Source organism: Aeromonas enterica, assembly GCF_054052465.1.
In genome coordinates this window covers 16,390-39,162 of the sequence record NZ_JBSTYL010000015.1, presented here as the reverse complement: position 1 = coordinate 39,162, position 22,773 = coordinate 16,390, and the positions used below count along the sequence as shown (strand labels likewise).

Below are 22,773 nucleotides of genomic sequence, written 5' to 3'. Positions count from 1 at the left end.
GCCAATCAGGCGAGTGACCCCTCACCCTAACCCTCTCCCGCAGGGGGGAGAGGGGATGGTTACCGCGGACGATTACGCTTCGCTAATCGACCCTACAGGCTTATTGCACCCTGCTCCTCATCCCGTGGTGGGAGAGGCGCACTCCCGCTGCTTGGTGCACCATCCCCTGGATGCTAGGATGTCCAACCGTCCTTTATCCAACCCTTATCAGATATGGCAAACCGGTTCGTCAGCAGTAAAAACAGGATCGTCCAGGCAGGGCGCTGGCTCGCGACCCGCGGGGCCGCGCTCTTTGCCGAACTCTCGGAGTTTCAGCAGCGCATCTGGGTGGTCAGCATAGTGAACGACACCTACACGGATACCTTTATCGTCAATGAAGGCAGCTTCGAGGAGCCCATGCAGTGGATGCGGCGCAAGCACTACAACGCCGATATGCTGCAGCGGGTTGAGGCCATGCAGCGCTCCCAGGTGATCCAGGTCGAGCTGGGTGATATCCGTCATCGCCTGATGCGGGTCAAATAACCCTGATCGCGCCGAGTCGTATCGGGCGTTTGGCCACACGGCATCGACATTCGGTCAGCCAGTGAGCGGGCGGTTGTTTGCGACCCGCGTTGGGGCACAACCTTGGCTGTCTTCCCCCGCTTGTTGGCGCCCTGTGCTATCAACCCGGCGGGCTTGTGCCGCCGTTGCCCCGTTTTGCCAAACGGGGCGCCTCGCAGGCATACAGTTCGCTCTCTATCCGCGAAAGTCGCTACCGCCCCTGGCTGTCGCTACCACAATGCGCTGTTGACCATCAGAGGGAACAAGGGGGCCAACAGGCACCGTGGTTATCTTACGGAGCCGTCTCGGCCCGATCCATGGAATTCCATTGAATTAGTGATGCAAGTGTCAGAATTGAATGGTTTTTTGCGCCCGCGCAAGGTTTCGGTGGCGATTTGGAAGGGGACGAGTGGCAGTGGCGGGCCGCCTGACTTCGGCAGGTGCGCCCCGCCATGCAGATCCGGGCGCAAGCCATAAGGGGCAAGGCCGGTGCGCATTAGGCGGGGCGGCCCTGAATGCAGTCGAGTTGCGGGGCTGGGTAAAGGGCTTGCGTTATGCCACAGCGACACCAGAGATCACGCGGGGCCCAATGGGCCTCGCGTGATGAACTCGCCTAGCGGGCGGGGAAGTACTTGCTCTGGATCTGCTGAAACTCGCTGCTGGCCAGCACCTGGGTCAGGCCGTTCTGGAACTCCTTGATCAGCTCGTCGCTGACCGGGTGGCTGAAGGCGAAGCAGAACTGCTCCGAGCTCAGCATCCAGGCCACCTTGAACTGGGCGGGATCCAGCTGCTGGGTGGCGATGAGATCCATCAGGGTGGTCTTGTTGGTGGAGATGAGGTCGACCCGGCCCGAGGTGAGCATCTTGAGCGCCTGGGGCAGGCGGTTGGCAGTCATGATCTTCTGCTCGTCAAAGCCGCTGTTGAGCAGCAGTTGTTCCCCCACGTCGGCGCGCACCGCCCCTATGTTGTATTGCTGGGCATCTTCGAGCTTGCCGAGGGTGAGCGGGTTCTTGGCCAGCCCCATCAGCACTATCTCGGCATAACCGATGGGACAGGCCCACTTGAACAAGGGATCCCGCGACTCGGTGCGGGCGGTGGAGAAGAGCACCACATTGGGTTTCTGGGTCAGCAGGTAGTAGCCCCGCGCCCAGGGCATGATGGTGATGGCCTGAGCCGGGGTGTTGGTCTTCTGCCACACCTGATGCAGCAGCTCGACGGCGAGGCCGGTGGGGGCGCCGGTTTCATCGGTGAAGTTGTAGGGTTTGTACTCTTCGGTGAGGTAGTGCAGCTTGCCAAGTTCAGGGCTGGCCTGGGTGAGGGTGGCAAACATGAGCGCGGCTAATCCAATCCATTTTTTCATTTTGGCCATCCTGATGGGGTGTTGCTTCATCCTCAAGTGTTACCAACTCATGATAATTCGCCAATCAGATCGGGGTTTAAATCAAAGGGATGCGAACCGGGGCCGCATTGGGCTCAAGGGGCGGGCAGGTATTTGAGCCGCAGGCGCTGAAACTCCGGCGAGGCCAGCGCCTGGGTCAGGGCGTGCTGAAACTGCCTGACCACGTCATCGTCCACCTGACGGCTGAAGGCGTAACAGAGCGCTTCGGCATCCAGCACGAAGGCCACATTGAAGTCGTCGGCCCTGAGCTGCAGCGCCTTGATGGCGTCATCGCCCGCCAGCTTGCTGGTGGCCAGCAGATCGGCGCGGCCCGACACCAGCATGCGCAGGGCCTGGCTCAACCGGTTGGCCGGTATGATGCGAGTTTCATCCATGCCCCGGTTGAGCAGCAACTGCTCGGAGGCATCGGCCCGCACCGCGCTTATCCGGTAGGCGGTCATCTGCTCGGCGGCGCTCAGGCTGATGTGGCGCTGCTTGCGGGCCAGCAATATGTATTCGGAGTAGCCGATGGGGCAGGCCCATTTGAACAGGGGGTCGCGGGTGTCGGTGCGGGCGGTGGAGAAGAGCACCACATCAGGTTTCTGGGTCAGCAGGTAGTAGCCCCGCGCCCAGGGCAGGATGCGAATGGGCTGGGCAGGCGTGCCGCTGTGCTGCCAGACCATCTGCAGCAACTCGACCGCCAGCCCGCTGGGCTGGCCGGCCTCATCGCTGAAGTTGTAGGGGGGGTACTCCTCGGTCAGGTACTCCAGTCTGGCGAGATCTGCCTGCGCCGAACCCAGGCACGACATCAGCAGCAGATAACAGCACAACCTTGTCTTCATGCGCCCGTCCTTGGCGTGAAACTGGTATTCCTCTTGCCCAAGTGTGGGTAAAAAAGCCTGAGATTGCCAGTACTTACCAACGACCCCTGCTGGTTCCCAACACCTTGAACCCTTCATCACGCAGCCCGACCAGCAGCGCCTTGCCATCCGCTTGCAGCCGAAACTCGCCGTAGCGCGCCGCGTCATACTGCTCCCCCGTGCCCTCTTCGAAGAAGAAGGCATCTGGCCCGATCAGCCACTGGTTGTCGCTGCGGCGCACCTGCAACAGCCGCTCATCCTGCGCCAGTTGCGCGGGCTTGCCATTGGCCACCCAGCTGGCCACCTGTTGCCCGTCGAGGCGGACCACCAGGATATCGCTGCCATTGGCGCGCTCGCTGTCACGACGGGTGCCGAGCTGGCGGGCAATGTCGTAGTTGAGCCGCATGTAATCCCCCTGCATCAGCGAGCGGGGGTCGACCGGTGCCAGCCTGAGCAGCACTATTTCGCCGCTGCTCATGGCGTGTTCGTAGCGCCAGACGGTGAAGTTGATGGCCGCCAGTATGGCGAGGCCGGTCAGCAGGAGCCCAAGCCGTCTCATGATGGCGTCCTCCCATTGAGGGTTTTCAGTAGCTGGCGGGTGCCGAGCAGCAGGGCGCCCGAGCCCAGCAGCAGCCAGGATTTGGTTATCAGGGTCAGCCCCAGATCGTAGTAATAGAGGGAACCAAAGCCGAGCAGCAGCAGGCCCGCCAGCGTCATCAGTCCCAGGCTCCCGGCATAAAAGCCGAGCACCAGCACCAGGGCGCCAGCCCCCATGCCGGGGATGAGGGCGCTGATCAGCACCAGCGGCAGCCCGTATAGCAGCGGCAGCTTGAGCCGGACCATGACCCCGAGCAGCAGGGCTGCGCAGAGCAGGGGATTGAGCCAGAGCGGCAGGCTGGATTGGCCCAGTTCATCGAGCATGGCGGCGCCCCCGTCCCATAACGGATGGTGCAGGCGCCCCAGCACCAGCAGGGAGAGCGCCAGTCCCAGTGTGAGGGACTCGTAGAGCTGATGGTGGACGGGTTGACGCTCCGCCTGCAGCCAGCAGAGGGTGACCGCCGTCATCACCAGCGGCAGGGCCAGCAGTTGCAGGCCGAGACAAGCCAGCCCAAGGGCGAGCAGTATGGCGGCGGCGAAGCTGTGGAACAGCCGGATCAGCCAGTGCTCGAACAGGGCGGCGATGGCGAGCGAGAGCAGGGCCAGCCCCAGCCAGAGCGGCGCCGAGTGCGGGTCAATCTGATCGATGAGGCCATAGAGCAGCCAGGCATCGGCGGCCAGCGCCAGCGCCAGCACGAACTGGTCCCCCAGATCGCTGGACTTGGCGCTGCGTTGGGCGAAGCGGTTGAGGCCAAAGGCGATCGCCATCAGTACGCTACCCATCACCAGGGCGCTGTTGGCATCCCGGGTGAGCTGCGAGAACGACATGAACAGGAAGAACAGCAGGAAGAGGGCGGCGATCCAGCCCACCATGCCGAGCAGGAAGCGGCTCGACCAGTGGGGCTGGCTATCATTGGGGGCGTCCCCTTCGACCAGATCCGCCTGTCGCAACCGTTGCCAAGGGGTCAGATCAGCCATGTTGCCTCCTCCTGGCGGGCTCGCCAGATGCCTTGCTTATGCATGGGACCTCCGTTGTTGTTGCAGCCAGCGGCTGGCCGCGACCGAGAGGCCGATGGCAATCAGGCTCAGCAGCAGGAAGCCGTCTACGTCGGGCTCCATCCACTTGCCAAGGGCCGCCAGGATCACGGCGATCAGGCTCAGGCAGCCCATGGCGAGCCCGGCGATAAATCTGTGGTGCCAGCGCAGATAGGCGGCGCCAAGCCAACCGAGCCAGGCGGGCCAGACCCAGGGGGAGGCGGCATCAAACAGCGCCAGCAACGCCAGCAGGGTGACGCCGAGGCCGGCGGCCAGACCCGGCAGCCAGCTTGGCATCAGCCGCCAGCGGGCCGGTGCCAGCAACAGCAGGCCCCAGAGGGCGGCGTTGAGCAGGGTCAGGCTCCAGCCGAGCGCCTCTTCATCGAAGGCGAAGAAGAAGTTGAACAGCCCGAGTCGCCAGTAGAGCACCAGCGCCAGCTGGCCGAGCAGCCAGCTCAATGTCCACAGCAAGGGGCTCTGGCCGAGCGCCGCCAGCGGCAGCAGCATCAGGGCCCAGCTGGCGAACAGCTGCCAGGGGTCGGCGCCGGTCTGGTAGGTCTGCCCCACCAGCGCCAGCAGAGCACCGATATTGAGGGCGATGGCCAGCAGCAGCGCCTGGCGGGGCGTGTCGGCCAGGGGCTTGCGCCACAGCAGCACCAGCATGGCGAGCAGCGGCAGCTCCAGCAGGGCGAGACGGGAGAGACGGCCCAGCTCCTGCCAGTTGAAGGCGACGAAGAACACCAGACCGGCGCCCAGGCACAGGCTGCCGAGCCAGAGCAGCAGGCGATCGAACAACCATTGCCAGCGGGCAGGGCCGGGTGGCAGCTCGCACAGGGCGAGGGCGGCGGGCAGTTGCGTCTGGGCGAGGCGTCCGCGTCTGACCCAGTCGAGCAGCGTCTGTCTTGAGGTGAAGTGCATGGGATGCTCCATGAGGTTTGCCGCATTATGCCACTGTCGTGGCACGGTGGGACACTCCCCGTGTGCGGGCGTGCGACAGCCGGCAGGGAGACGCAGGAACCGGCGGCTGACGGGCAACAAAAAGCCCCGCCGGGAGGCGGGGCTGGCTTGGGATGACACGACACGAATCGCGGCACTGGGCGGGGTAGGCAAGTGCTCACGCTTGCCTCGCCGCCTTCTGGCCGGCCGGTATCAGGCGAAGAGCAGGGTGCTGACCCCGAGGCCGACAAACAGGATGGCGCAGGCGATGCGGATCCCCTTGAGCGGCAGCTTGTCGGCGCCCAGCTTGCCGAGCAGCACCACGGGCACGTTGGCCAGCATCATGCCGAGGGTGGTGCCTGTGATGACCTGCACCAGCGAGTCATATTTGGCCGCCAGCAGCACGGTGGCGATCTGGGTCTTGTCGCCTATCTCGGCGATGAAGAAGAGCACGAAGGTGGCCATGAAGGGGCCGTACTTGTCGAGCGGGCTCTCCTCGTCATCCATCTTGTCCGGCACCAGGATCCAGGCCGCCATGGCAATGAAGGAGCCGGCGACCAGATAGGTCATCACCTTGGGATCCAGCCAGCGGCTGATGAACTCGCCAAGCCAGGCGGCGCCGGCGTGGTTGAGCAGGGTCGCCGCCAGCATGCCGGCAATGATGGGCCAGGGTTTGCGAAAACGACAGATGAGCAGCAACGCCAGCAGCTGGGTCTTGTCGCCGATCTCGGCGATAGCCACGCTCAGGGTTGAGGTTAACAAGGCTTCCATAAAAATGACCGGGGGACGGAATTGTTATACCTGAGACAAGCCTGCGCCATCCGTCCCCGGTATTGGCACTGGCCCGTCAAAGGTCTTGTCAAATCCACGGATTAGATGGATCACCCTGACCATGGTGAGTTGGCACCAAGCATGTTGATCAGGGTCGCAAACCGGTTTGGGATCGGACTGCGAGACTACTCCCCCTCGATGGGAGCGGGCATTCTAGGGAAAAATCATCCGCCAGACAAGTGGGTCAGCCACCCACCAGCTTGACGCTGAAACCGGCCTTCTCCAGCTCGGCCTTGATCAGGTCCCGTTTATCCCCCTGGATCTCGATGATCCCCTCTTTCAGGCCGCCGCCGGTGCCGCACTTTTTCTTGAGCAAGGTGGCGATGGCCTTCTGCTGTTCGGCCGGTACGCCGTGGATGCTGATGACGCCGGCGCCCTTGCGCCCCTTGGTCTCGCGCCGGATGCGCACCACGCCATCCTGCGGGAAGGGGGAGGCGGATGGGGACTGGGTCTGTTCTTTGATGATGCCGCCATCCGTGCTGTAAACCAGGCGGCTGTTGTTGTCGTGACTCATGGCAGTTATTTGTGAGTTAGCTAAGCGGAGTTTGATTTTACTCAAATTAGCGTGGGAAACACGGATTATAATGCCCCGAGTGAAAGCGAATTATTATTGTTTAACTTCAGGAGTCAGTCATGGTACTCGCGCAGTTGTCACCGGGACAGAGTGCTCGCATCAAGAACATGAATCAGCTGACCCGTCCCCTGCGGCGCAAGCTGATGGTGATGGGCTTGCTGCCTCAGACCGAAGTCATCTACTTGCGCGCGGCACCGCTGGGTGATCCGCTCCAGATCCAGTGTCAGGGGATCTGTCTCTCCATGCAAAAAAGCCTTGCCCTGCAAATCGAGGTTGAACCGGTATGAATTATTCCCTGGTAACCGTCGGCAATCCCAATAGCGGCAAGACCTCGCTGTTCAACGCCCTGACCGGGGCCCGCCAGCAGGTGGGCAACTGGAGCGGCGTCACGGTCGACAAGAAGATGGGCGAGTTTTCCGCCCAGGGGCACGACTACAAGCTGATGGACCTGCCCGGCATCTATAGCCTGGCCAATCAGGAAGGAAGCCTGGACGAGCAGATCGCCAGCCGCTTCATCCAGGGGCAGCAGCCGGATCTGCTGCTCAACGTCATCGATGCCGCCAACCTGGAACGCTCCCTCTATCTCACGCTGCAACTGCGCGAGCTGGGGCTGCCCATGGTGGTGGTGCTCAACAAGATGGACATACTGCAAAAACGGCGGTTGGTCATAGATGAGACTTTGCTGGCCAAGGCGCTCGGCTGCCCGGTGGTGGCTCTGTCGGCCCACAACCGTCAGCAGGTCGCCGCTTTCAAAAACCAGATCCAGCAGTTCATCGGCCAGCCCCAGCCCGCGCTGCTGCTCGATTACGGCAGTGACCTTGAAAAAGATCTGGCGGAGCTGGAAACCCTGCTCGCCCCGCACCACCTCACCGCCCGTGGCCGCGCCCTGCGCCTGCTGGAAGAGGATGCCGTGATGCAGGAGACCTTGCTGCCTGGCCAGCAGGCCGCCGCCGCCAACGTGGTGGCCCGCGCCCATCATGCCCAGGACATAGATCTGCAACTGGCGGATATCCGCTATGGCCACATTCACCGCTGGGCCAGTGAGGCGTGTCAGCAGAAAGGCAAGCTCACCATCGCCCAGAGCGAATGGCTGGATCGGGTGCTGCTCAACCGCTGGGTCGGCATCCCCTTCTTCCTGCTGGTGATGTACCTGATGTTCATGTTCGCCATCAAGGTAGGCAGCGCCTTCATCGACTTCTTCGACATCATGGGCGGCGCCCTGTTCGTGGATGGCGTGCACCACCTGCTGGGGCTGATCCATGCCCCGGACTGGCTGGGGGCCATACTGGCGGACGGCTTCGGGGTCGGCTTGCAGACGGTGGCCACCTTTATCCCGGTGATCGGCTGTCTCTACCTGTTCCTGGCTGTGCTGGAGAGCTCAGGCTACCTGGCGCGGGCCGCCTTCGTGGTGGATGCCCTGATGCGTCGCCTCGGCCTGCCGGGCAAGGCATTCGTGCCCATGCTGATGGGCTTTGGCTGCACCGTGCCCTCGGTGATGGCGACCCGCACTCTCAACTCCGAGCGGGAGCGGCTGATGACCTCGGCCATGGCCCCCTTCATGTCGTGCGGCGCCCGTCTGCCGGTCTACGCCCTGTTTGCGGTGGCCTTCTTCCCCGAGTCGGGTCAGAACCTGGTGTTCGGGCTCTACCTCATCGGCATTCTGGTGGCCGTGCTCACCGGCCTGCTGCTGCGCAGCACCCTGCTGCCGGGCAAGAGCGATTCCATGCTGATGGAGATGCCCGATTACGAGTGGCCGCGTCCCATCAACGTGGGGATCAAGACTTGGCAGAAGCTCAAATCCTTCGTGTTCGGCGCCGGTAAAACCATAGTGCTGGTGGTCGCCGTGCTGAGCGTGCTCAACTCGCTGGGCACCGATGGCAGCTTCGGCCACCAAGACCAAGAAAGCTCTGTGCTGAGCAAGATAAGCCAGGCCGTGACCCCTGTGCTGCACCCCATAGGTGTGCGCGATGACAACTGGCAGGCCACGGTCGGTATCGTCACCGGCATCTTCGCCAAGGAGGCGGTAGTGGGTACCCTCAACAGCCTCTACGCCGGCAGCAACGGGGATGAGGAGGAGAAGGAATTCTCCCTGCTTGCCAGCTTCAACGAGGCCATTGCCGCCGTTGCCACCAACCTGGCCGACATAGACCCGTCCGATCCCATGGGGATCCAGGTCGGCAATCTGGATGACCAGCAGGCCGCCGCCGAGGCGCAGGAGGTGGATGTCTCCACCTACGGCAACATGCAGACCCACTTCGACGGTGCTGCCGGTGCCTTTGCCTACCTGCTGTTCGTGCTGCTCTACATGCCGTGCGCCGCCGCCATGGGTGCCCTGGTGCGGGAAACCGGGCGCCAGTGGGCGTTGCTGACCGCCGCCTGGTGCAACTACACGGCCTTCCTGTGCGCCACCGTCTTCTATCAGGCCGCCACTTTTTCCGCCCACCCCGAGCAGAGCCTGCTCTGGATCGGCAGCTACGGCCTCTCCCTGCTGCTGCTCTGGTGGCTGGGCCGTCGTCACGGTGACATAGTCGCCCGCAAGGTGGTGGCCCTGTGATCCTGCGGGAGCTCGGTGCCTATCTCGCCGCACAACAGAAGGTGAGCCGGCGGGATCTGGCGCGCCACTTCCATACCTCGGAGGATGCGGTGGAGGCCATGCTCGGCGTCTGGATGCGCAAGGGCCGGGTCGCCAAGCGGGAGACCCAGGTGTGCGGCGGCAGCTGCTGCGGCAAGAGCCAGGAGGTGATGTTCGAGTGGTGCGAGCCGGGCCAGATAGGCCTGGTGCAAAAAGGCTGAACCCGCGCGTTCGTCCGCTTCATTCGTCGATAAAAAAGACCCGCCACTGGCGGGTCTTTTTTATGGCTGGCAGCGACCGGGCTGCCAAGTGGAGGAGGGGCTCAGCGGCCGGGCCAGCGTTGACCCACCTCGGCGTGGCGATACCAGGCCATCAGGGCCTGCAGGCCCTCGATGTCATCCACGGCCGGTGGCCAGGGGGCGAAGTCCTCTTCCCGAAAGGGAGCGTAGGGGCCGTGTTTCACCTCGAAGATGACGGCGCCGGGGTCGAGGGAGAGCACCGCATGCCAGGTGGCGACCGGGATCTCCAGTACCGAGGTCTCTTCCCCCAGCAGGGCGCGGGCAATGACGGTGCCCTGATCGTCGAAGTTGAGCACCACGAAGCGCCCGCGCAGGGCGGTGAGCAGCTCCCAGGTCTGCAGGTGACGATGGGGGCGTATATAGGTATCTGGCTCCATAGCGATGGCGAGGCGCTGGATGGGGTCGGACAGCTCGTCGTGCAGATTGTGGTTCATGCGCTGGCGCGGGGAGCGGGCGGCCTCGTCGGCGAGGCTGGCAAGGCGGGCAACATCCAGTTTTTTCATATGCAGTTCCATGATGAGACGAAGGCAGGGGTACATCGGCAGAGTAGCATGCCCGTGTGCCTGCCAGGCAAGGGGCGAGCGGTAAGCAAATGTGAAAAGGGAGCCGCGTGGGCTCCCTGTCGGCACCAGAGGCTGGCCCTCACAGCTTGGCCAGCATCTCCTTGGTGACCAGCACTATGCCCTGCTCGGAGCGGTGGAAGCGGCGGGCGTCTTCGCAGGCGTTTTCCCCCACCACCAGCCCTTCCGGCAGTTTGCAGCCCTTGTCGACCACCACCCGGCGCAACCGGCAGCCGGCCCCTATCTCAACCCCGGGGAAGATCACCGCCTGATCCAGGGTACAGAAGGAGTCGACCCGCACATTGGTAAACAGCACAGAGCTCACGATGAAGGAGCCGCTGACGATGGTGCCGCCGGAAAACATGGAGTTGATGGTCATGCCGTGCTGGCTGTTTCTGTCCTGCACGAACTTGGCGGGGGGCGTCATGTTCTGGCTGGTCCAGATGGGCCACTCCTGATCATAGATGTCGAGTTCGGGGGTGACGGAGGCGAGATCCATGTTCGCTTCCCAAAACGAGTCTACGGTCCCTACATCACGCCAGTAGGGGCGTTTTTGCGGGCAGCAGCCAACGCAGGACATGCTGAACGGGTGGGCGTAGGCGGTGCCCTCCTTGACCACCCGCGGGATCACGTCCATGCCGAAATCGTGGTGGGAATCCTGATTGGCCAGATCCTCTTCCAGCAGCTGGTAGAGATACTCGGCCTCGAAGATGTAGACCCCCATGGACGCCAGCGCCGTATCGGCCTTGCCCGGCATGGCCGGCGGATTGGCCGGTTTTTCGACGAAGGCGTTGATCTTGCGATCCTCATCCACCGCCATCACGCCAAAGGCGCTTGCCTCGGTACGCGGTACCTCGATGCAGGCCACCGTGACTTTGGCGCCCATGTTGACGTGGTCGAGCAGCATGGCGGCGTAATCCATCTTGTAGATGTGATCCCCTGCCAGCACCACCACATATTTGGGGCCATGATCGCGAATGATATCCAGATTCTGATAGACGGCATCGGCGGTGCCGCGATACCAGTTGACCTCGTCCACCCGTTGCTGGGCGGGCAGCAAGTCGATGAACTCGTTCATCTGGTAACGCAGGAATGACCAGCCCGATTGCAGGTGGCGCAGCAGGCTGTGGGACTTGTACTGGGTGACCACGCCGACCCGGCGGATCCCCGAGTTGATGCAATTGGAGAGTACGAAGTCGATGATGCGGAACTTGCCGCCGAAATGCACTGCCGGTTTCGCCCTGTTGTCCGTCAACTGCTTGAGGCGACTGCCCCGCCCTCCTGCGAGAACCAAGGCCATGGTCTCGTTCAGCAACTGTCTGGATTTTGCTGTATTGGCAGGTTGTAACAACATTGAATACCCCTTTATTGATATATCTCTTCGATAGTGCCTCCTTTGAAGCCAGTTTGAAAGTGTTTTCAGTCACACTTCTCACACGGTTTTTCGACAAAGTGATGATTTTGTCATTTGCGGTGACGAAAGTTGTCGCAGGCAGCGTGATAGTTCATCAGATGTCAGGTTGTCAGTGGGCTGAGAGGGTGGGGATGATTTTGAATAAACAGCATTTTTTAAAAACAGACACCCGCCGAAGCGGGTGTCTGTTTAACGGGGGAGGGGGGTGACTTGGACTAGAAGAGATCGTCTTTCTCATCCTTGGTGGGTTCGAGGCTCCAGCCGGTAGCATCGCTGCTGCTGGCGATCTGGCCCTTCTCCTTCCACAGCTTGATCTTGAGGCGCAGGTTGTTGGCCGAGTCGGCGTTCTTCACCGCCTCTTCCTCCTCTATCACCCCTTCCACCACCAGATCGAACAGGGCGCTGTCGAAGGTGACCATGCCGAGGGCCCTGGATTTTTCCATCACCTCCTTGAGACCGCCAAATTCGCCGCGCTTGATCATGTCGCGAATGGTGTGGGTGCCCAGCATGATCTCCACCGCCGCCCGGCGTCCGCCATCCGTGGTTTTGACCAGCCGCTGGGAGACAAACGCCTTGAGGTTGTTGCCAAGGTCGTTGAGCAGCTGCGGGCGGCGCTCCTCCGGGAAGAAGTTGATGATGCGGTCCAGTGCCTGGTTGGCGTTGTTGGCGTGCAGGGTGGAGATGGCGAGGTGCCCGGTTTCGGAGAAGGCCAGCGCATGCTCCATGGTTTCACGGTCGCGAATTTCACCGATGAGGATCACGTCCGGCGCCTGGCGCAGGGTATTTTTGAGCGCGGCGTGGAAGCTGCGGGTATCCACCCCCACCTCCCGCTGATTGATGATGCTCTTGCGGTGGCGGTGAACGAACTCCACCGGATCTTCGATGGTGATGATGTGGCCGCCGCTGTTGCGGTTGCGATGGTCGATGAGGGCCGCGAGCGAGGTGGACTTGCCCGAGCCGGTACCGCCCACAAACAGCACCAGGCCGCGTTTCTCCATGATGGTGTCGAGCAGCACGGGGGGGAGTTTCAGGTCTTCGAAGCGCGGGATCTCGGTCTTGATGTTGCGGGCCACCAGAGAGACTTCGTTGCGCTGCTTGAAGATGTTGATCCGAAAGCGTCCTATCTGGGGCAAGGAGATGGCGAGGTTCATCTCCAGCTCCCGCTCGAACTGTTGTTTTTGCTCGCTGTCCATGATGTCGGCGGCAATCTTTGCCACCTCGCCCGGCTCGAGCGGCGTGTCGAGCAGGGGACGCAATCCGCCATTGAACTTGGCGCAGGGAGGGGCGCCGGTCGACAGATAGAGGTCGGAGCCGTCCTGCTTGGCCAGGATCTGTAGCATGTCTCGCAATTCCATGGTTTTGCCTCGTCTATCAAGGAGATGCCGTTATGGGGGATGTCATTGAGTGTACAGCCTCAGGCGCCGGTAAGTTTCTCGCGAAACACAAAAAACACCGCGCCCATGATGCAGAGGCCGGCCCACAGATAATCCCACTTCAGATCCTCTTTCAGATAGAAGACGGAGAAGGGGACAAACACGGTGAGGGTGATCACCTCCTGCAATATCTTGAGCTGGCCTACGCTCAGTACCGTATGGCCGATGCGGTTGGCGGGCACCTGCAGCAGGTATTCAAACAGAGCGATTCCCCAGCTCACCAGAGCGGCGATGATCCAGGGTTTGTGGTTCATGCTCTTGAGATGGGCATACCAGGCGAAGGTCATGAAGACGTTGCTGCACACCAACAGACCGATACTGGCAATGATAGGGTTCATTAGGTTCTCCTTTGAAATCAATCGCATTTTATCTCTGAACCACGGGTTTCCATAAGTGGGGCAGCAGGGTATTTTTAACCCATCAAGGATGGGGCAACACGAGGGTTCAACGGGATGGGCAAGACAAGCTGGGGTGTGCTTGGTCTGCTGTTTGCCTGCCTGGCGCACGGGGCGCCGACCCTGACGGTGGCCACCGATGTCTGGCCACCCTTTCGGATCACACAACCGGATGGTCAGTTCAGCGGGCTGGACATGGATATTCTGCAACGGCTGCAGCGCCGTAGCGGCATCCAGTTCAAGGTGAAACGTGTGCCTTGGGGACGAGCGCTCAAACAGATGCAGACCGGTCAGGTCGACTTGATGATAGGCTTGGCCATGACGCCGGAGCGGGCACAATTCATCGATTATCTGCAACCGGCCTATTACCAGTGCCGGCCTGCGTTTTATGGCAAGGCTTCGGCGGTATCGACCCTGCATGCCTACACCGATCTGTTGGGACGGAAGGTGGGTTATGTGCTCAACTCTGTCTATTTCGGACCATTTGATACGGACAACCGGCTCGACAAGCACGGCGTGCCTACCGAGGATCAACTGCTGCGCATGGTACAGCGGGGACATCTGCCGCTGATGATAGGCACCGACTGCCAGGTGGACTACGCCCTGAGTCGGGGCAACGAGGCGGGGTTGCTCAAGGCGGCTTACCAGCCGCCCGAGCCCGTGGTGCTCTATCTGGGCATGAGCAAGCGCTCACCCCATCAGGCGCTACAGCAACCGCTGGCGCTGGCGTTGCAGGAGCTGGTGGCCAGCGGCGAAATCCAGGCCCTTGCCAAGCTTTACCAGCCTTGACCTTGGGTGGTAACACGCTGTTATCATAGCTTTTTCACACTTGTGCCTGACGGTGGAAACCGCCTAGTCGCCAGTCTTTCTCACCTTCGGGGAGCCTCTGTGTATCTCTCTTTGCTCGCCCGCCAGCAGCGCTGGCAGCGGCGCTGGTTGCTCGGCCTGGCGCTGCTGACGCTCACGCTGTTTTTCTTTTCCCTCGCCTGGGGCGAGTTCGTGCTGCTGCCCTGGCAACCCATGGGTGATCTCGAACAGCGCATCCTGCTGGAGCTGCGGCTGCCGCGCGCCCTGCTGGCCCTGCTGGCGGGCGCCGCGCTCGCCTGCGGCGGCGCCGTGCTGCAGGTGATGCTGCACAACCCGGTGGCCGAACCCGGTCTGCTCGGCGTGTCGAGCGGGGCGGGATTGGCGGCCATGGTGGCGATGGCGGTGGCCAAATCCCTTGGCGTCTATCTGCCGGGCTGGGGGCTGTCGCTGGCAGCCTTCGGTGGCGCCCTGCTGGTGACCATGCTGCTCATTCGGCTGGCGCGCCGGGCGCGGCTCGGCCATGCCCGCCTGCTGTTGTTCGGGGTGGCCATCGGCATCCTCACCAATGCGGCCATGACCTGGCTGATGTACTTTGCCGACGATGGTTCCCTGCGCGAGTACATGTTCTGGATGATGGGCAGCCTCACCTATGGCAGCCAGCAGCTCGGCTGGTGGTGGCTGGTGCTGCCGCTTACCCTGGGCTGGCTCTGCTGGCAGGGCAAGGCGTTGCAGCAACTGCTGCTGGGGGAAACCCAGGCCCGCCTGATGGGGCTGGACGTGGACCGAATGCGGGTGCGGCTGGTGCTGGCGGTCTGTCTGCTCACCGGCCTGGCGGTATCCCTGTGTGGTGTCATCGGCTTCGTCGGGCTGGTGGTGCCCCATCTGCTGCGCCTGTGTGGCGGCAGCGACCAGCGTTTCCTGTTGCCCGCCTCGGCGTTGGGAGGCGGGGCTCTGTTGCTGGGGGCCGATCTGGTGGCGCGCTCGGCCTTGAGCGCAGGCGAGCTGCCCATCGGCGTCATCACCGCCTCGGTCGGCGCCCCGCTCTTCATCTATCTGTTGTTGAGGCAAGATGCCAATGCCACCGCGTGAATCTCGGCATGAGTACCGACATGAACCGGCCGGGACACACAACCGCCCTGTTTCCCCGATCTTGAGGAAAGATGCCGATGTCGCCTGCTGATCCCTCTTCGATTGAACCGGCTCCCCTGATCGAGGCGTGCGCCCTCGCCATTCCCGAGCGATTGGCCCCGCTCGATCTGTGCTGGCAGGGCGGCCAGCTGGTGGCCCTGCTCGGTCCCAACGGCAGCGGCAAATCCACCCTGCTCGGCGCCCTGGCCGGCATCCTGCCCGCAACGGGCAGGGTGCGGCTCTGCGGGGATAGGGTAAGCGAGCTGAGCTGGCCCGAGCTGGCCCGGCGGCGCGCCATGCTGCCCCAGCGCCAGCCCCAGTTGTTTCATATTCCGGTGTTTCAGGTGCTGGCCATCGGGTTCGATGAGACGATGCCTGCGAGTGGGCAGAACGAGGCGATCCAAGCCCTGTGTCAGGCGCTGGAGCTGGAAGCCTTGCTGGCACGGGATTTCAGCCGGCTCTCCGGTGGGGAGCAGCAGCGGGTGCTGATCGCCCGCACCCTGCTGCAGCTGTGGCCCAGTCTCAATCCGGCAGGCCGGGTACTGCTGCTGGACGAGCCGCTGGCGGGGCTGGATCTGCACCATCAGCTGGCACTGCTGCGGCTGCTGAAGACGCTGGCCCAGCAGGGACTGCTGGTGGTGCTCGCCATCCACGACATCAACCTGGCCATCGACTGGGCGGATCGGATCCTCTGTCTGCAACAGGGGCGGGTGGTGAGCGAGGGGGGCGTCGATGTCATCGACGAAGCCTTGCTGGAGCGGGTGTTCCAGATAAGGACAGACCGCGTCGAGGTGGCTGGCCGGGTCTGGTTTATGCCCAGCTTGTGAGCGGTTGTTTGGCATGGGGGGCTGAGCGAAGCCCAATGTGTGCCAATCAAAACGGATGCAGGGTGGGTCGCCGCTGCGCGGTCAACTCACCCTGCATCCGTTGTCTATCTGGATAAGATGCAGCTTATTAACTCTGCCTGGTTTTATCCAATCGCACCTGAGCGGCGTCAGCCAGCATGGCCAGCAGGGTCTCGGTGTCGCTCCACGACAGGCAGGCATCCGTGATGCTCTGGCCAAAGGTGGCGGCGCAGCCGTTCTCCACATCCTGACGTCCTTCCACCAGGAAGCTCTCGGCCATGATGCCGGCTATGCCGGTGCGGCCACGGCGCAGCTGATCGCAGATGTCCTGGGCCACCAGCAGCTGACGGCGATGATCCTTCATGCTGTTGCCGTGGCTGAAATCCACCACCAAGCGCTCGGGCAGACCCACGTCAGCCAGGGCTTCGCACGCCTCGTCGACGCTGGCGGTGTCGTAGTTGGGCCTGTGGCCGCCACGCAGGATCACGTGGCCAAAGGGGTTGCCGGCGGTGCGGTAGATGGTCATCTTGCCGTCCTTGTCCGGGGAGTAGAAGATGTGGCTGTGACGGGCGGCACGCACCGCATCGATGGCGATGCGGGTATTGCCGTCGGTGCCGTTCTTGAAGCCGACCGGGCAGGAGAGGGCGGAGGCCATCTCGCGGTGCACCTGGGATTCGGTGGTGCGCGCCCCGATGGCGCCCCAGGTGATGAGATCGCTGATGTACTGGCCGGTCACCATATCGAGAAACTCGGTGGCGGTGGGCATGCCAATCTCGTTGATGTCGACCAGCAGCTTGCGGGCCAGTTTCAGCCCTTCGTTGACGTCGAAGCTGCCATCGAGGCGCGGATCATTGATCAGCCCCTTCCAGCCGACTATGGTGCGCGGCTTCTCGAAGTAGGTGCGCATCACGATGCAGAGGCTGGTTTTATACTCTTCGCGCAGGGCGTTGAGGCGGCGGGCGTACTCGTGAGCGGCGGCCGGATCATGGATGGAGCAGGGGCCGACGATGACCAGCAGGCGCTGATCCTCACCGGCCAGAATGGCTTCCACTTCACGGCGGGCATCCAGCAGATTCTGGGCAATGGTGTCGCTTAACGGGAAGGCGTGCGCGAGCTCGCTCGGAGTGATCAGAGACTCCAGGCGACGGGTGCGCAATTCATCGGTGTGAATGGACATACGACTCAATTCTCGAGTGGGTGGCGTGGGCTGTTGCTCGACGGCGTGCCGAAAATGCAAAGAGATAAAATAAAGCAAAAACCCCCTGATTGAAACCTTGAGGGGCTCTGATAGGATGTGAACCCCAAAACGATTCCAAATGAGGTAGATAGCGTGGCAAAGCCAGGGGCAACCGGGGTCACCCGTATCATCAATGCAACCGGTTACAGCATGAAGGGGCTCAAGTCAGCCTGGATCAACGAGGCGGCCTTCCGGCAGGAGCTGATCCTGATCCTGCTGCTGATGCCGCTGGCCTTCTGGCTCGGGGATTCTCTCAATCAGATCCTGCTGCTCATCGTCATCAGCTGGCTGGTGGTGATCGTCGAGGTGCTCAACTCCGCCATCGAAGCCGTGGTAGACAGGGTGGGCTCGGAGCATCACGAGCTGTCGGGCCGCGCCAAGGATCTCGGCTCCGCCGCCGTCTTCATCGCCCTGGCCCTCAACGCCCTGGTGTGGGGCGCCCTGGTGGGACGCAACCTGCTGGGCTGGTGGTAAGTCAGTAGCCTGTTGCTTTGCGAGAGGGCGGGGTGAGGGAGGTATCTGCATCGCCCCTCATCCTCAGCTCTTCTCCCGCAAGGGGGGAAGGGGGCAAGGGCACTGACACAGTTCAGGATCTGCGGTATAAAAAAGCCCGTCATCGAGACGGGCTTTTTGTTGGCCGAGCGTTGGGGATCAGGGCATCAGTGCAGGATCCGGGCACGTATGGTGCCGTTGATCTCCTTGAGCTTGGCGAGGGCCTTCTCGCTGTGCTCGGTCTCCACATCGATCACCACGTAACCGATATGGCTGCTGGTCTGCAGGTATTGACCGGCGATGTTGATCCCCTCTTCGGCGAAGATCTGGTTGATCTGGTTCATGACGCCCGGCTGGTTGCGGTGAATGTGCAGCAGGCGGCTGGAACCTTTGTGACCCGGCAGTGAGACTTCCGGGAAGTTGACGGCGGAGAGGGTGGAGCCGTTGTCGGAATACTTGACCAGCTTGTTGGCCACCTCCAGCCCTATGTTCTCCTGGGCTTCCTGGGTGGAGCCACCTATGTGCGGGGTCAGGATCACGTTGTCCAGGCCGCGCAGCGGGGTCAGGAACTCCTCGTCGTTGGACTTGGGCTCGCTCGGGAAGACGTCGATGGCGGCACCCGAGAGGTGACCGCTCTTGATGACGTCGGCCAGCGCATTGATGTCTACCACTGTGCCGCGGGAGGCGTTGATGAAGATGGCGCCCGGCTTCATCATGCGCAGCTGCTCGGCACCGATCAGATCCTTGGTGGAGGCGGTTTCGGGGACGTGCAGGCTGATGATGTCAGACATGTTGAGCAACTCGACCATGCTCGGCACCTGGATGGCGTTGCCGAGGGAGAGCTTGTTCTCGATGTCGTAGTAGTAGACCTTCAGGCCTATGCTCTCGGCTATGATGCCGAGCTGGGTGCCGATGTGGCCGTAGCCTATGATGCCCAGCTTCTTGCCACGGGCTTCCACCGAGCGGTTGGCCAGTTTTTCCCACGCGCCGCGATGGCACTTAGCATTCTTCTCCGGGATGCCGCGCAGCAGCAGCAGTATCTCCCCCAGTACCAGTTCGGCCACCGAGCGTGTGTTGGAGAAGGGAGCGTTGAACACCGGGATGCCACGCAGGTGGGCGGCATCGAGGTCGACCTGGTTGGTGCCGATGCAAAAACAGCCGATGGCGACCAGCTTGCCGGCGGCATCCAGCACCTTCTCGGTGAGCTGGGTACGGGAGCGCAGGCCCACAAAATGCACGTCACGAATGCGTTCGATCAGATCCTCTTCCGACAGGGAGGTCTTGAGGTACTCCACGCTGGTGTAACCGGCGGCACGAAAGGTTTCCACCGTGTTGGGATGGACTCCCTCCAGCAGCAGCACCTTGATCTTATCCTTGTCCAGCGAAAACTTGGCAGTCATGACGATCCCTCTATGTATGCAAAGAATGAGTGCAGATATGGTGTGTGAAGAAAACCGTAAAGTAACAAAAACGGTTGGGAGAGGGAATATTTGTGACGAAAGTCAAATTCTTTGAAGTTTTCAACGATAGTTGTAAACCACAGTTTGCAACTCATTGAGGGATAAATGAAAACGGCGCCATCAGGCGCCGTCTTTCATTCAGGGGGCAATCTTGGAGTATCAGCCTGCGGTGGCATGCCGAACTGAGTTGCTCCCATCCATCGATGTTACTGGGTAACCACCCCGTCCGGCGTGCCGATCAGCACAACGTCAGCACCGCGGTGGGCGAACAAGCCGTTGGTGACCACGCCTACGATGGCGTTGAGCTGCATTTCCAGCCCTTTGGCGTCCTTGATGGCCATGCCCTTGACGTCCAGTATGATGTTGCCGTTGTCGGTCACCACACCTTCACGCCACACCGGATTGCCACCCAGCTTGCGGATCTCGCGGGCCACGTATTCACGGGCCATGGGGATCACTTCCACCGGCAGCGGGAACTGACCCAGCACGTCCACGGTTTTGGTGTTGTCTATGATGCAGATGAACTTGTCGGCCACGGCGGCAACGATCTTCTCGCGGGTCAGGGCCGCGCCACCGCCCTTGATCATGTCGCGGCTGGCGTTGATCTCGTCGGCACCATCCACATAGACGGAGAGGGCATCGATGTCGTTGAGGTCAAACACCTGAATGCCAAAGCCCTTGAGGCGCTCGGTGGAGGCCACGGAGCTGGATACGGCCCCCTTGATCTCGTCCTTCATGGTCGCCAGTGCGTCGATGAAGTGGTTGACGGTAGAGCCTGTGCCTACCCCGACTATGGTGCCGGGAACCACGTACTTGAGCGCAGCCCAACCGGCCGCCTTCTTCATTTCATCTTGAGTCATGATGGATCCTTTGGGAAAAAGCGGGCGCATTATATCCAAGCATCCCCCTCAGAGCGACCACAGCGCTCACGTTCCGGCCCAAAAATCCCCAAGATGTAAATCGTTTGCCTGTTTATTGAGCCCTGTCAGCGGGACGGGGCTGCGCTATGTGCGAACGTGGCGGTATCGGGCACAAAACGGAGCAGGCCAAAGCCAAGACAGAAAGGGGCAGGCAGTCAGTGCGGGCCGACTGCCCGATGGTCATGGAAATTGCCAGCAGCGGCTGGGGGTGATGATCTGCGGCAGCGGCACGTCCCACTCTTCCTGCGGCACCGCTTCCACCTGCTGGCAGTCGTGGGCGAGCCCCAGCGGCTTGGGACCCAGTCTGTGTTCATGCCAGCAGGCGAGGGTGCGATCGTAATAGCCGCCGCCCATGCCGAGCCGGTTGCCCGCCGCATCGAACGCCACCAGCGGGGTACAGATGAGATCGAGCGTGCTGTGAGGCACTACCTGGGACATGTCCAGCTCAGGCTCGGCGATGCCGTAGCGATTGCGGGTCATGGGGCTGGTGGCGGTATAGCGCAAGAAGAGCAGGTGACCCGGGGTGAAGGGGTGCAGCACCGGCAGGTAGACCTCCTTTTGCTGGGCCCAGAGCCAGTGGATGGCGGGCAGGGGATTGAGTTCGCCGTCGTTGGCCAGATAGAGGGCGATGCGTCTGGCTGCCAGGATCTCCGGATGTTGTTTGAACTGGGCAACCAGCTGCTGGGCGGCTTCCTGCTGCTCGGCCTGGCTCAGGCTCTTTCTGCGCTGGCGGATAAGCTGGCGCAGGGATTGTCTTTCAGGCTGGGTATCATCCGGCATGGGGGCTCCTCTGGTGTGCACCCGTGTGGTGCAGATGGGTTGCCGCAACGGGCTGGGTTACCTTAACAAGGCTGGCGGGGGATGAACAGCGCGACCAGCCCGGCTTGAATGGGCCTGCCGGGCAGGATTCAATGCCCCGTCCGGCAGCGGATTGGGTTACTTGTCAGCGCTCTTGCCCATCTGATGCTTGACGAACACGGCCACCAGGGCCGCCAGCGCCAGAGCCATGGGATAGAAACTCATGCTCACCACCGCCAGTGGGGAGAGGGCGAAGATGGAGCCCAGCAGCAGCGCCTGGGCGCCCCAGGGGATCAAGCCCTGTACCACGCAGGAGAAGATATCCAGCATGGAGGCGGCGCGGCGCGGCGTGACGCCGTGATGTTCTGCCAGCTCCCGTGCCACTTTGCTGGCGACGATAATGGCCACCGTGTTGTTGGCGGTACAGAGATTGGTCAGCCCCACCACGCCGGCGATGCCGAGCTCGGCCGCCTTCTCGTTCTGTTCGCCATCGTGCTGGCGGGTGAAACGGGCGATCAGGGCACTGATCCGCTCGCTGATCCAGGCCAGCCCGCCCTGACGCTCCATCAGGGCGCCGAGGCCACCGATCAGCATGGAGAGCAGGAAGATCTCCTGCATGCCGGTGAAGCCCTGATAGATGTCCTTGCTGAACTGGCCCAGCGGATACCCGCTGACCATGCCCACGGCGCCGGCGGCCAGTATGCCAATGCCCAGTACCATGAAGACGTTCATGCCGGACAGGGCCAGCACCAGGATCAGCAGGTAGGGCATCACCTTGAACAGATCCGCATGGGCTGTCGTGGCAGGGGCTTCTCCCACGGATCCCAGGGTCAGATAGAGCAGGATCACTGCGATGGCGGCGGGGGCGGCAATCTTGAAGTTCTCGCGAAACTTGTCCTTCATCTCGCAGCCCTGGCTGCGGGTCGCGGCTATGGTGGTGTCGGAGATGATGGAGAGGTTATCGCCGAACATGGCGCCGGAGAGAATGGTGCCGGCCATCAGTACCGGATCGATACCGGCGGCCTGGGCCACGCCAAGTGCCACGGGGGCCACGGCACCGATTGTGCCCATGGAGGTGCCCATGGCGGTGGCAATAAAGGCAGAGATGAGGAACAGCCCCGGCAGCAGAAACCAGCCCGGGATCAGCGACAGGCCCAGAGCGACCGTAGCATCCACCCCGCCGGTGGCCTTGGCCACAGTGGCAAAGGCACCCGCCAGCAGATAGATGAGGCACATGGCCATGATGTTGCTGTCACCGACCCCCTTGAAGAAGGTCTCCAGGTTCTTGTTGAACCCCTCTTTCCCCAGCATCAGCGCCAGCATGACGGCGGGCAGGGCGGCGACGGGGGCGGGCAGCTGGTAGAAGGCAAACTCGACCCCCTGCAGGGTGAGCCAGGTGCCGGTACCGATAAAGAGAGCGAGAAAGACCAGAAGAGGCAGCAGGGCTCTGGCACTGGGTTGGATCTGGATCATGTGTTCCTCTGTGGTTGAACATGACCTCCCTGTCGCAGCCAGCCCTTATGGGGTGAACCTGGCGGGCATCCTGCCGCTATGGGGCGCCTACAGTAGTGAGTCGGGGCCATTCGGTCAAGATAGACGTCCAGATGGATAGGTGTTTTTGTTTGATGATTTCGTTCATTTTATTAAATCCGTCAAATATTC

The 22,773-nt window shown here is 62.1% G+C and carries 24 protein-coding genes; 8 read left to right on the top strand and 16 right to left on the bottom strand.

Annotated features, from left to right (window positions below):
* The first annotated feature begins 213 nt into the window (after nucleotides 1-213).
* Nucleotides 214-522, top strand: coding sequence for a hypothetical protein (locus tag ACW5XD_RS15460; RefSeq protein WP_456495610.1), 309 nt, complete (start codon nucleotides 214-216; stop codon nucleotides 520-522).
* 631 nt (nucleotides 523-1,153) lie between these two features.
* On the opposite strand, the gene ACW5XD_RS15455 is transcribed toward ACW5XD_RS15460, so the two are convergent.
* The 7 genes from ACW5XD_RS15455 to ACW5XD_RS15425 form a co-directional block, all read right to left on the bottom strand.
* The gene (locus ACW5XD_RS15455; protein ID WP_456495609.1) at nucleotides 1,154-1,900 is read right to left on the bottom strand and encodes a substrate-binding periplasmic protein; all 747 of its coding nucleotides are present in this window, start codon (nucleotides 1,898-1,900) and stop codon (nucleotides 1,154-1,156) included.
* Between the two features lie 113 nt (nucleotides 1,901-2,013).
* A complete protein-coding gene (locus tag ACW5XD_RS15450; protein WP_456495608.1) occupies nucleotides 2,014-2,760 on the bottom strand; it encodes a substrate-binding periplasmic protein in 747 nt (248 codons plus the stop codon).
* Between the two features lie 73 nt (nucleotides 2,761-2,833).
* Nucleotides 2,834-3,337 (bottom strand): GDYXXLXY domain-containing protein, encoded by a 504-nt coding sequence (locus ACW5XD_RS15445; protein ID WP_456495607.1) that lies wholly within the window; start codon nucleotides 3,335-3,337, stop codon nucleotides 2,834-2,836.
* A complete protein-coding gene (locus ACW5XD_RS15440; protein ID WP_456495606.1) occupies nucleotides 3,334-4,353 on the bottom strand; it encodes a DUF4401 domain-containing protein in 1,020 nt (339 codons plus the stop codon). Before ACW5XD_RS15440 ends, ACW5XD_RS15445 begins: the two co-directional genes overlap by 4 nt.
* A gap of 36 nt (nucleotides 4,354-4,389) precedes the next feature.
* Entirely contained in the window at nucleotides 4,390-5,328 is a 939-nt protein-coding gene (locus ACW5XD_RS15435; protein ID WP_456495605.1) for a DUF2157 domain-containing protein, read from the bottom strand.
* 231 nt (nucleotides 5,329-5,559) lie between these two features.
* Nucleotides 5,560-6,117 (bottom strand): TMEM165/GDT1 family protein, encoded by a 558-nt coding sequence (locus ACW5XD_RS15430; protein WP_065401176.1) that lies wholly within the window; start codon nucleotides 6,115-6,117, stop codon nucleotides 5,560-5,562.
* A gap of 244 nt (nucleotides 6,118-6,361) precedes the next feature.
* Nucleotides 6,362-6,691 (bottom strand): stress response translation initiation inhibitor YciH, encoded by a 330-nt coding sequence (locus ACW5XD_RS15425; RefSeq protein WP_456495604.1) that lies wholly within the window; start codon nucleotides 6,689-6,691, stop codon nucleotides 6,362-6,364.
* 119 nt (nucleotides 6,692-6,810) lie between these two features.
* Between ACW5XD_RS15425 and ACW5XD_RS15420 the strand changes: the two genes are divergently transcribed.
* From ACW5XD_RS15420 to ACW5XD_RS15410, 3 genes are read left to right on the top strand one after another with little or no spacing between them, the layout of a single operon-like run.
* On the top strand, nucleotides 6,811-7,038 hold the full coding sequence (locus ACW5XD_RS15420) for a FeoA family protein (RefSeq protein WP_043140907.1): 228 nt from the start codon (nucleotides 6,811-6,813) through the stop codon (nucleotides 7,036-7,038).
* A complete protein-coding gene (gene feoB / locus ACW5XD_RS15415; protein ID WP_456495603.1) occupies nucleotides 7,035-9,305 on the top strand; it encodes a Fe(2+) transporter permease subunit FeoB in 2,271 nt (756 codons plus the stop codon). Before ACW5XD_RS15420 ends, feoB begins: the two co-directional genes overlap by 4 nt.
* A complete protein-coding gene (locus tag ACW5XD_RS15410; protein ID WP_065401178.1) occupies nucleotides 9,302-9,544 on the top strand; it encodes a FeoC-like transcriptional regulator in 243 nt (80 codons plus the stop codon). The genes feoB and ACW5XD_RS15410 overlap by 4 nt, the downstream gene beginning before the upstream one ends.
* A 101-nt stretch (nucleotides 9,545-9,645) precedes the next feature.
* On the opposite strand, the gene ACW5XD_RS15405 is transcribed toward ACW5XD_RS15410, so the two are convergent.
* The 4 genes from ACW5XD_RS15405 to ACW5XD_RS15390 form a co-directional block, all read right to left on the bottom strand.
* On the bottom strand, nucleotides 9,646-10,125 hold the full coding sequence (locus tag ACW5XD_RS15405) for a WbuC family cupin fold metalloprotein (RefSeq protein ID WP_456495602.1): 480 nt from the start codon (nucleotides 10,123-10,125) through the stop codon (nucleotides 9,646-9,648).
* Nucleotides 10,126-10,264: 139 nt separating this feature from the next.
* Nucleotides 10,265-11,536, bottom strand: coding sequence for a glucose-1-phosphate adenylyltransferase (gene glgC, locus ACW5XD_RS15400; RefSeq protein ID WP_456495601.1), 1,272 nt, complete (start codon nucleotides 11,534-11,536; stop codon nucleotides 10,265-10,267).
* A gap of 275 nt (nucleotides 11,537-11,811) precedes the next feature.
* On the bottom strand, nucleotides 11,812-12,951 hold the full coding sequence (gene tapW / locus ACW5XD_RS15395; RefSeq protein WP_456495600.1) for a type IVa pilus ATPase TapW: 1,140 nt from the start codon (nucleotides 12,949-12,951) through the stop codon (nucleotides 11,812-11,814).
* Nucleotides 12,952-13,010: 59 nt separating this feature from the next.
* Nucleotides 13,011-13,367 carry a DMT family protein gene (locus ACW5XD_RS15390; protein ID WP_042866201.1) on the bottom strand — a complete coding sequence of 119 codons (357 nt, stop codon included), beginning with the start codon at nucleotides 13,365-13,367 and terminating at the stop codon, nucleotides 13,011-13,013.
* A gap of 114 nt (nucleotides 13,368-13,481) precedes the next feature.
* Here ACW5XD_RS15390 and ACW5XD_RS15385 point away from each other — a divergent pair, with 114 nt between their 5' ends.
* From ACW5XD_RS15385 to ACW5XD_RS15375, 3 genes are all read left to right on the top strand, one after another.
* Nucleotides 13,482-14,213 (top strand): substrate-binding periplasmic protein, encoded by a 732-nt coding sequence (locus tag ACW5XD_RS15385; protein WP_456495599.1) that lies wholly within the window; start codon nucleotides 13,482-13,484, stop codon nucleotides 14,211-14,213.
* A 99-nt stretch (nucleotides 14,214-14,312) separates the two neighbouring features.
* Nucleotides 14,313-15,320 carry a vitamin B12 ABC transporter permease BtuC gene (btuC, locus tag ACW5XD_RS15380; RefSeq protein ID WP_456495598.1) on the top strand — a complete coding sequence of 336 codons (1,008 nt, stop codon included), beginning with the start codon at nucleotides 14,313-14,315 and terminating at the stop codon, nucleotides 15,318-15,320.
* A 77-nt stretch (nucleotides 15,321-15,397) separates the two neighbouring features.
* A complete protein-coding gene (locus ACW5XD_RS15375) occupies nucleotides 15,398-16,186 on the top strand; it encodes an ATP-binding cassette domain-containing protein (protein WP_456495597.1) in 789 nt (262 codons plus the stop codon).
* 127 nt (nucleotides 16,187-16,313) lie between these two features.
* Here ACW5XD_RS15375 and ACW5XD_RS15370 read toward each other — a convergent pair whose 3' ends face one another.
* A complete protein-coding gene (locus ACW5XD_RS15370) occupies nucleotides 16,314-17,381 on the bottom strand; it encodes a 3-deoxy-7-phosphoheptulonate synthase (protein ID WP_456495596.1) in 1,068 nt (355 codons plus the stop codon).
* A gap of 153 nt (nucleotides 17,382-17,534) precedes the next feature.
* Between ACW5XD_RS15370 and ACW5XD_RS15365 the strand changes: the two genes are divergently transcribed.
* A complete protein-coding gene (locus ACW5XD_RS15365) occupies nucleotides 17,535-17,915 on the top strand; it encodes a diacylglycerol kinase (protein ID WP_456495595.1) in 381 nt (126 codons plus the stop codon).
* Nucleotides 17,916-18,100: 185 nt separating this feature from the next.
* Here ACW5XD_RS15365 and serA read toward each other — a convergent pair whose 3' ends face one another.
* The 4 genes from serA to ACW5XD_RS15345 form a co-directional block, all read right to left on the bottom strand.
* On the bottom strand, nucleotides 18,101-19,333 hold the full coding sequence (gene serA / locus ACW5XD_RS15360) for a phosphoglycerate dehydrogenase (RefSeq protein ID WP_456495594.1): 1,233 nt from the start codon (nucleotides 19,331-19,333) through the stop codon (nucleotides 18,101-18,103).
* Between the two features lie 266 nt (nucleotides 19,334-19,599).
* Nucleotides 19,600-20,253 (bottom strand): ribose-5-phosphate isomerase RpiA, encoded by a 654-nt coding sequence (gene rpiA / locus ACW5XD_RS15355; protein WP_456495593.1) that lies wholly within the window; start codon nucleotides 20,251-20,253, stop codon nucleotides 19,600-19,602.
* 240 nt (nucleotides 20,254-20,493) lie between these two features.
* Nucleotides 20,494-21,093, bottom strand: a complete 600-nt coding sequence (locus ACW5XD_RS15350; protein WP_456495592.1) for a 5-formyltetrahydrofolate cyclo-ligase — start codon at nucleotides 21,091-21,093, stop codon at nucleotides 20,494-20,496.
* A gap of 156 nt (nucleotides 21,094-21,249) precedes the next feature.
* Nucleotides 21,250-22,584, bottom strand: a complete 1,335-nt coding sequence (locus ACW5XD_RS15345) for a Na+/H+ antiporter NhaC family protein (protein ID WP_456495591.1) — start codon at nucleotides 22,582-22,584, stop codon at nucleotides 21,250-21,252.
* Nucleotides 22,585-22,773: the final 189 nt, after the last annotated feature.

Excerpts from the sequence above, each read along its gene's own strand:
- rpiA (WP_456495593.1), bottom strand. The coding sequence starts at position 20,253 with ATGACTCAAGATGAAATGAAGAAGGCGGCCGGTTGGGCTGCGCTCAAG.
- ACW5XD_RS15350 (WP_456495592.1), bottom strand. The coding sequence starts at position 21,093 with ATGCCGGATGATACCCAGCCTGAAAGACAATCCCTGCGCCAGCTTATC.
- ACW5XD_RS15425 (WP_456495604.1), bottom strand. The coding sequence starts at position 6,691 with ATGAGTCACGACAACAACAGCCGCCTGGTTTACAGCACGGATGGCGGC.
- ACW5XD_RS15440 (WP_456495606.1), bottom strand. The coding sequence starts at position 4,353 with ATGGCTGATCTGACCCCTTGGCAACGGTTGCGACAGGCGGATCTGGTC.
- ACW5XD_RS15375 (WP_456495597.1), top strand. The coding sequence starts at position 15,398 with ATGTCGCCTGCTGATCCCTCTTCGATTGAACCGGCTCCCCTGATCGAG.
- ACW5XD_RS15460 (WP_456495610.1), top strand. The coding sequence starts at position 214 with ATGGCAAACCGGTTCGTCAGCAGTAAAAACAGGATCGTCCAGGCAGGG.
- feoB (WP_456495603.1), top strand. The coding sequence starts at position 7,035 with ATGAATTATTCCCTGGTAACCGTCGGCAATCCCAATAGCGGCAAGACC.
- ACW5XD_RS15405 (WP_456495602.1), bottom strand. The coding sequence starts at position 10,125 with ATGAAAAAACTGGATGTTGCCCGCCTTGCCAGCCTCGCCGACGAGGCC.
- ACW5XD_RS15345 (WP_456495591.1), bottom strand. The coding sequence starts at position 22,584 with ATGATCCAGATCCAACCCAGTGCCAGAGCCCTGCTGCCTCTTCTGGTC.
- ACW5XD_RS15370 (WP_456495596.1), bottom strand. The coding sequence starts at position 17,381 with ATGTCCATTCACACCGATGAATTGCGCACCCGTCGCCTGGAGTCTCTG.
- ACW5XD_RS15430 (WP_065401176.1), bottom strand. The coding sequence starts at position 6,117 with ATGGAAGCCTTGTTAACCTCAACCCTGAGCGTGGCTATCGCCGAGATC.
- ACW5XD_RS15385 (WP_456495599.1), top strand. The coding sequence starts at position 13,482 with ATGGGCAAGACAAGCTGGGGTGTGCTTGGTCTGCTGTTTGCCTGCCTG.
- ACW5XD_RS15455 (WP_456495609.1), bottom strand. The coding sequence starts at position 1,900 with ATGAAAAAATGGATTGGATTAGCCGCGCTCATGTTTGCCACCCTCACC.
- ACW5XD_RS15390 (WP_042866201.1), bottom strand. The coding sequence starts at position 13,367 with ATGAACCCTATCATTGCCAGTATCGGTCTGTTGGTGTGCAGCAACGTC.
- ACW5XD_RS15435 (WP_456495605.1), bottom strand. The coding sequence starts at position 5,328 with ATGCACTTCACCTCAAGACAGACGCTGCTCGACTGGGTCAGACGCGGA.
- ACW5XD_RS15445 (WP_456495607.1), bottom strand. The coding sequence starts at position 3,337 with ATGAGACGGCTTGGGCTCCTGCTGACCGGCCTCGCCATACTGGCGGCC.
- serA (WP_456495594.1), bottom strand. The coding sequence starts at position 19,333 with ATGACTGCCAAGTTTTCGCTGGACAAGGATAAGATCAAGGTGCTGCTG.
- glgC (WP_456495601.1), bottom strand. The coding sequence starts at position 11,536 with ATGTTGTTACAACCTGCCAATACAGCAAAATCCAGACAGTTGCTGAAC.
- ACW5XD_RS15450 (WP_456495608.1), bottom strand. The coding sequence starts at position 2,760 with ATGAAGACAAGGTTGTGCTGTTATCTGCTGCTGATGTCGTGCCTGGGT.
- ACW5XD_RS15420 (WP_043140907.1), top strand. The coding sequence starts at position 6,811 with ATGGTACTCGCGCAGTTGTCACCGGGACAGAGTGCTCGCATCAAGAAC.
- tapW (WP_456495600.1), bottom strand. The coding sequence starts at position 12,951 with ATGGAATTGCGAGACATGCTACAGATCCTGGCCAAGCAGGACGGCTCC.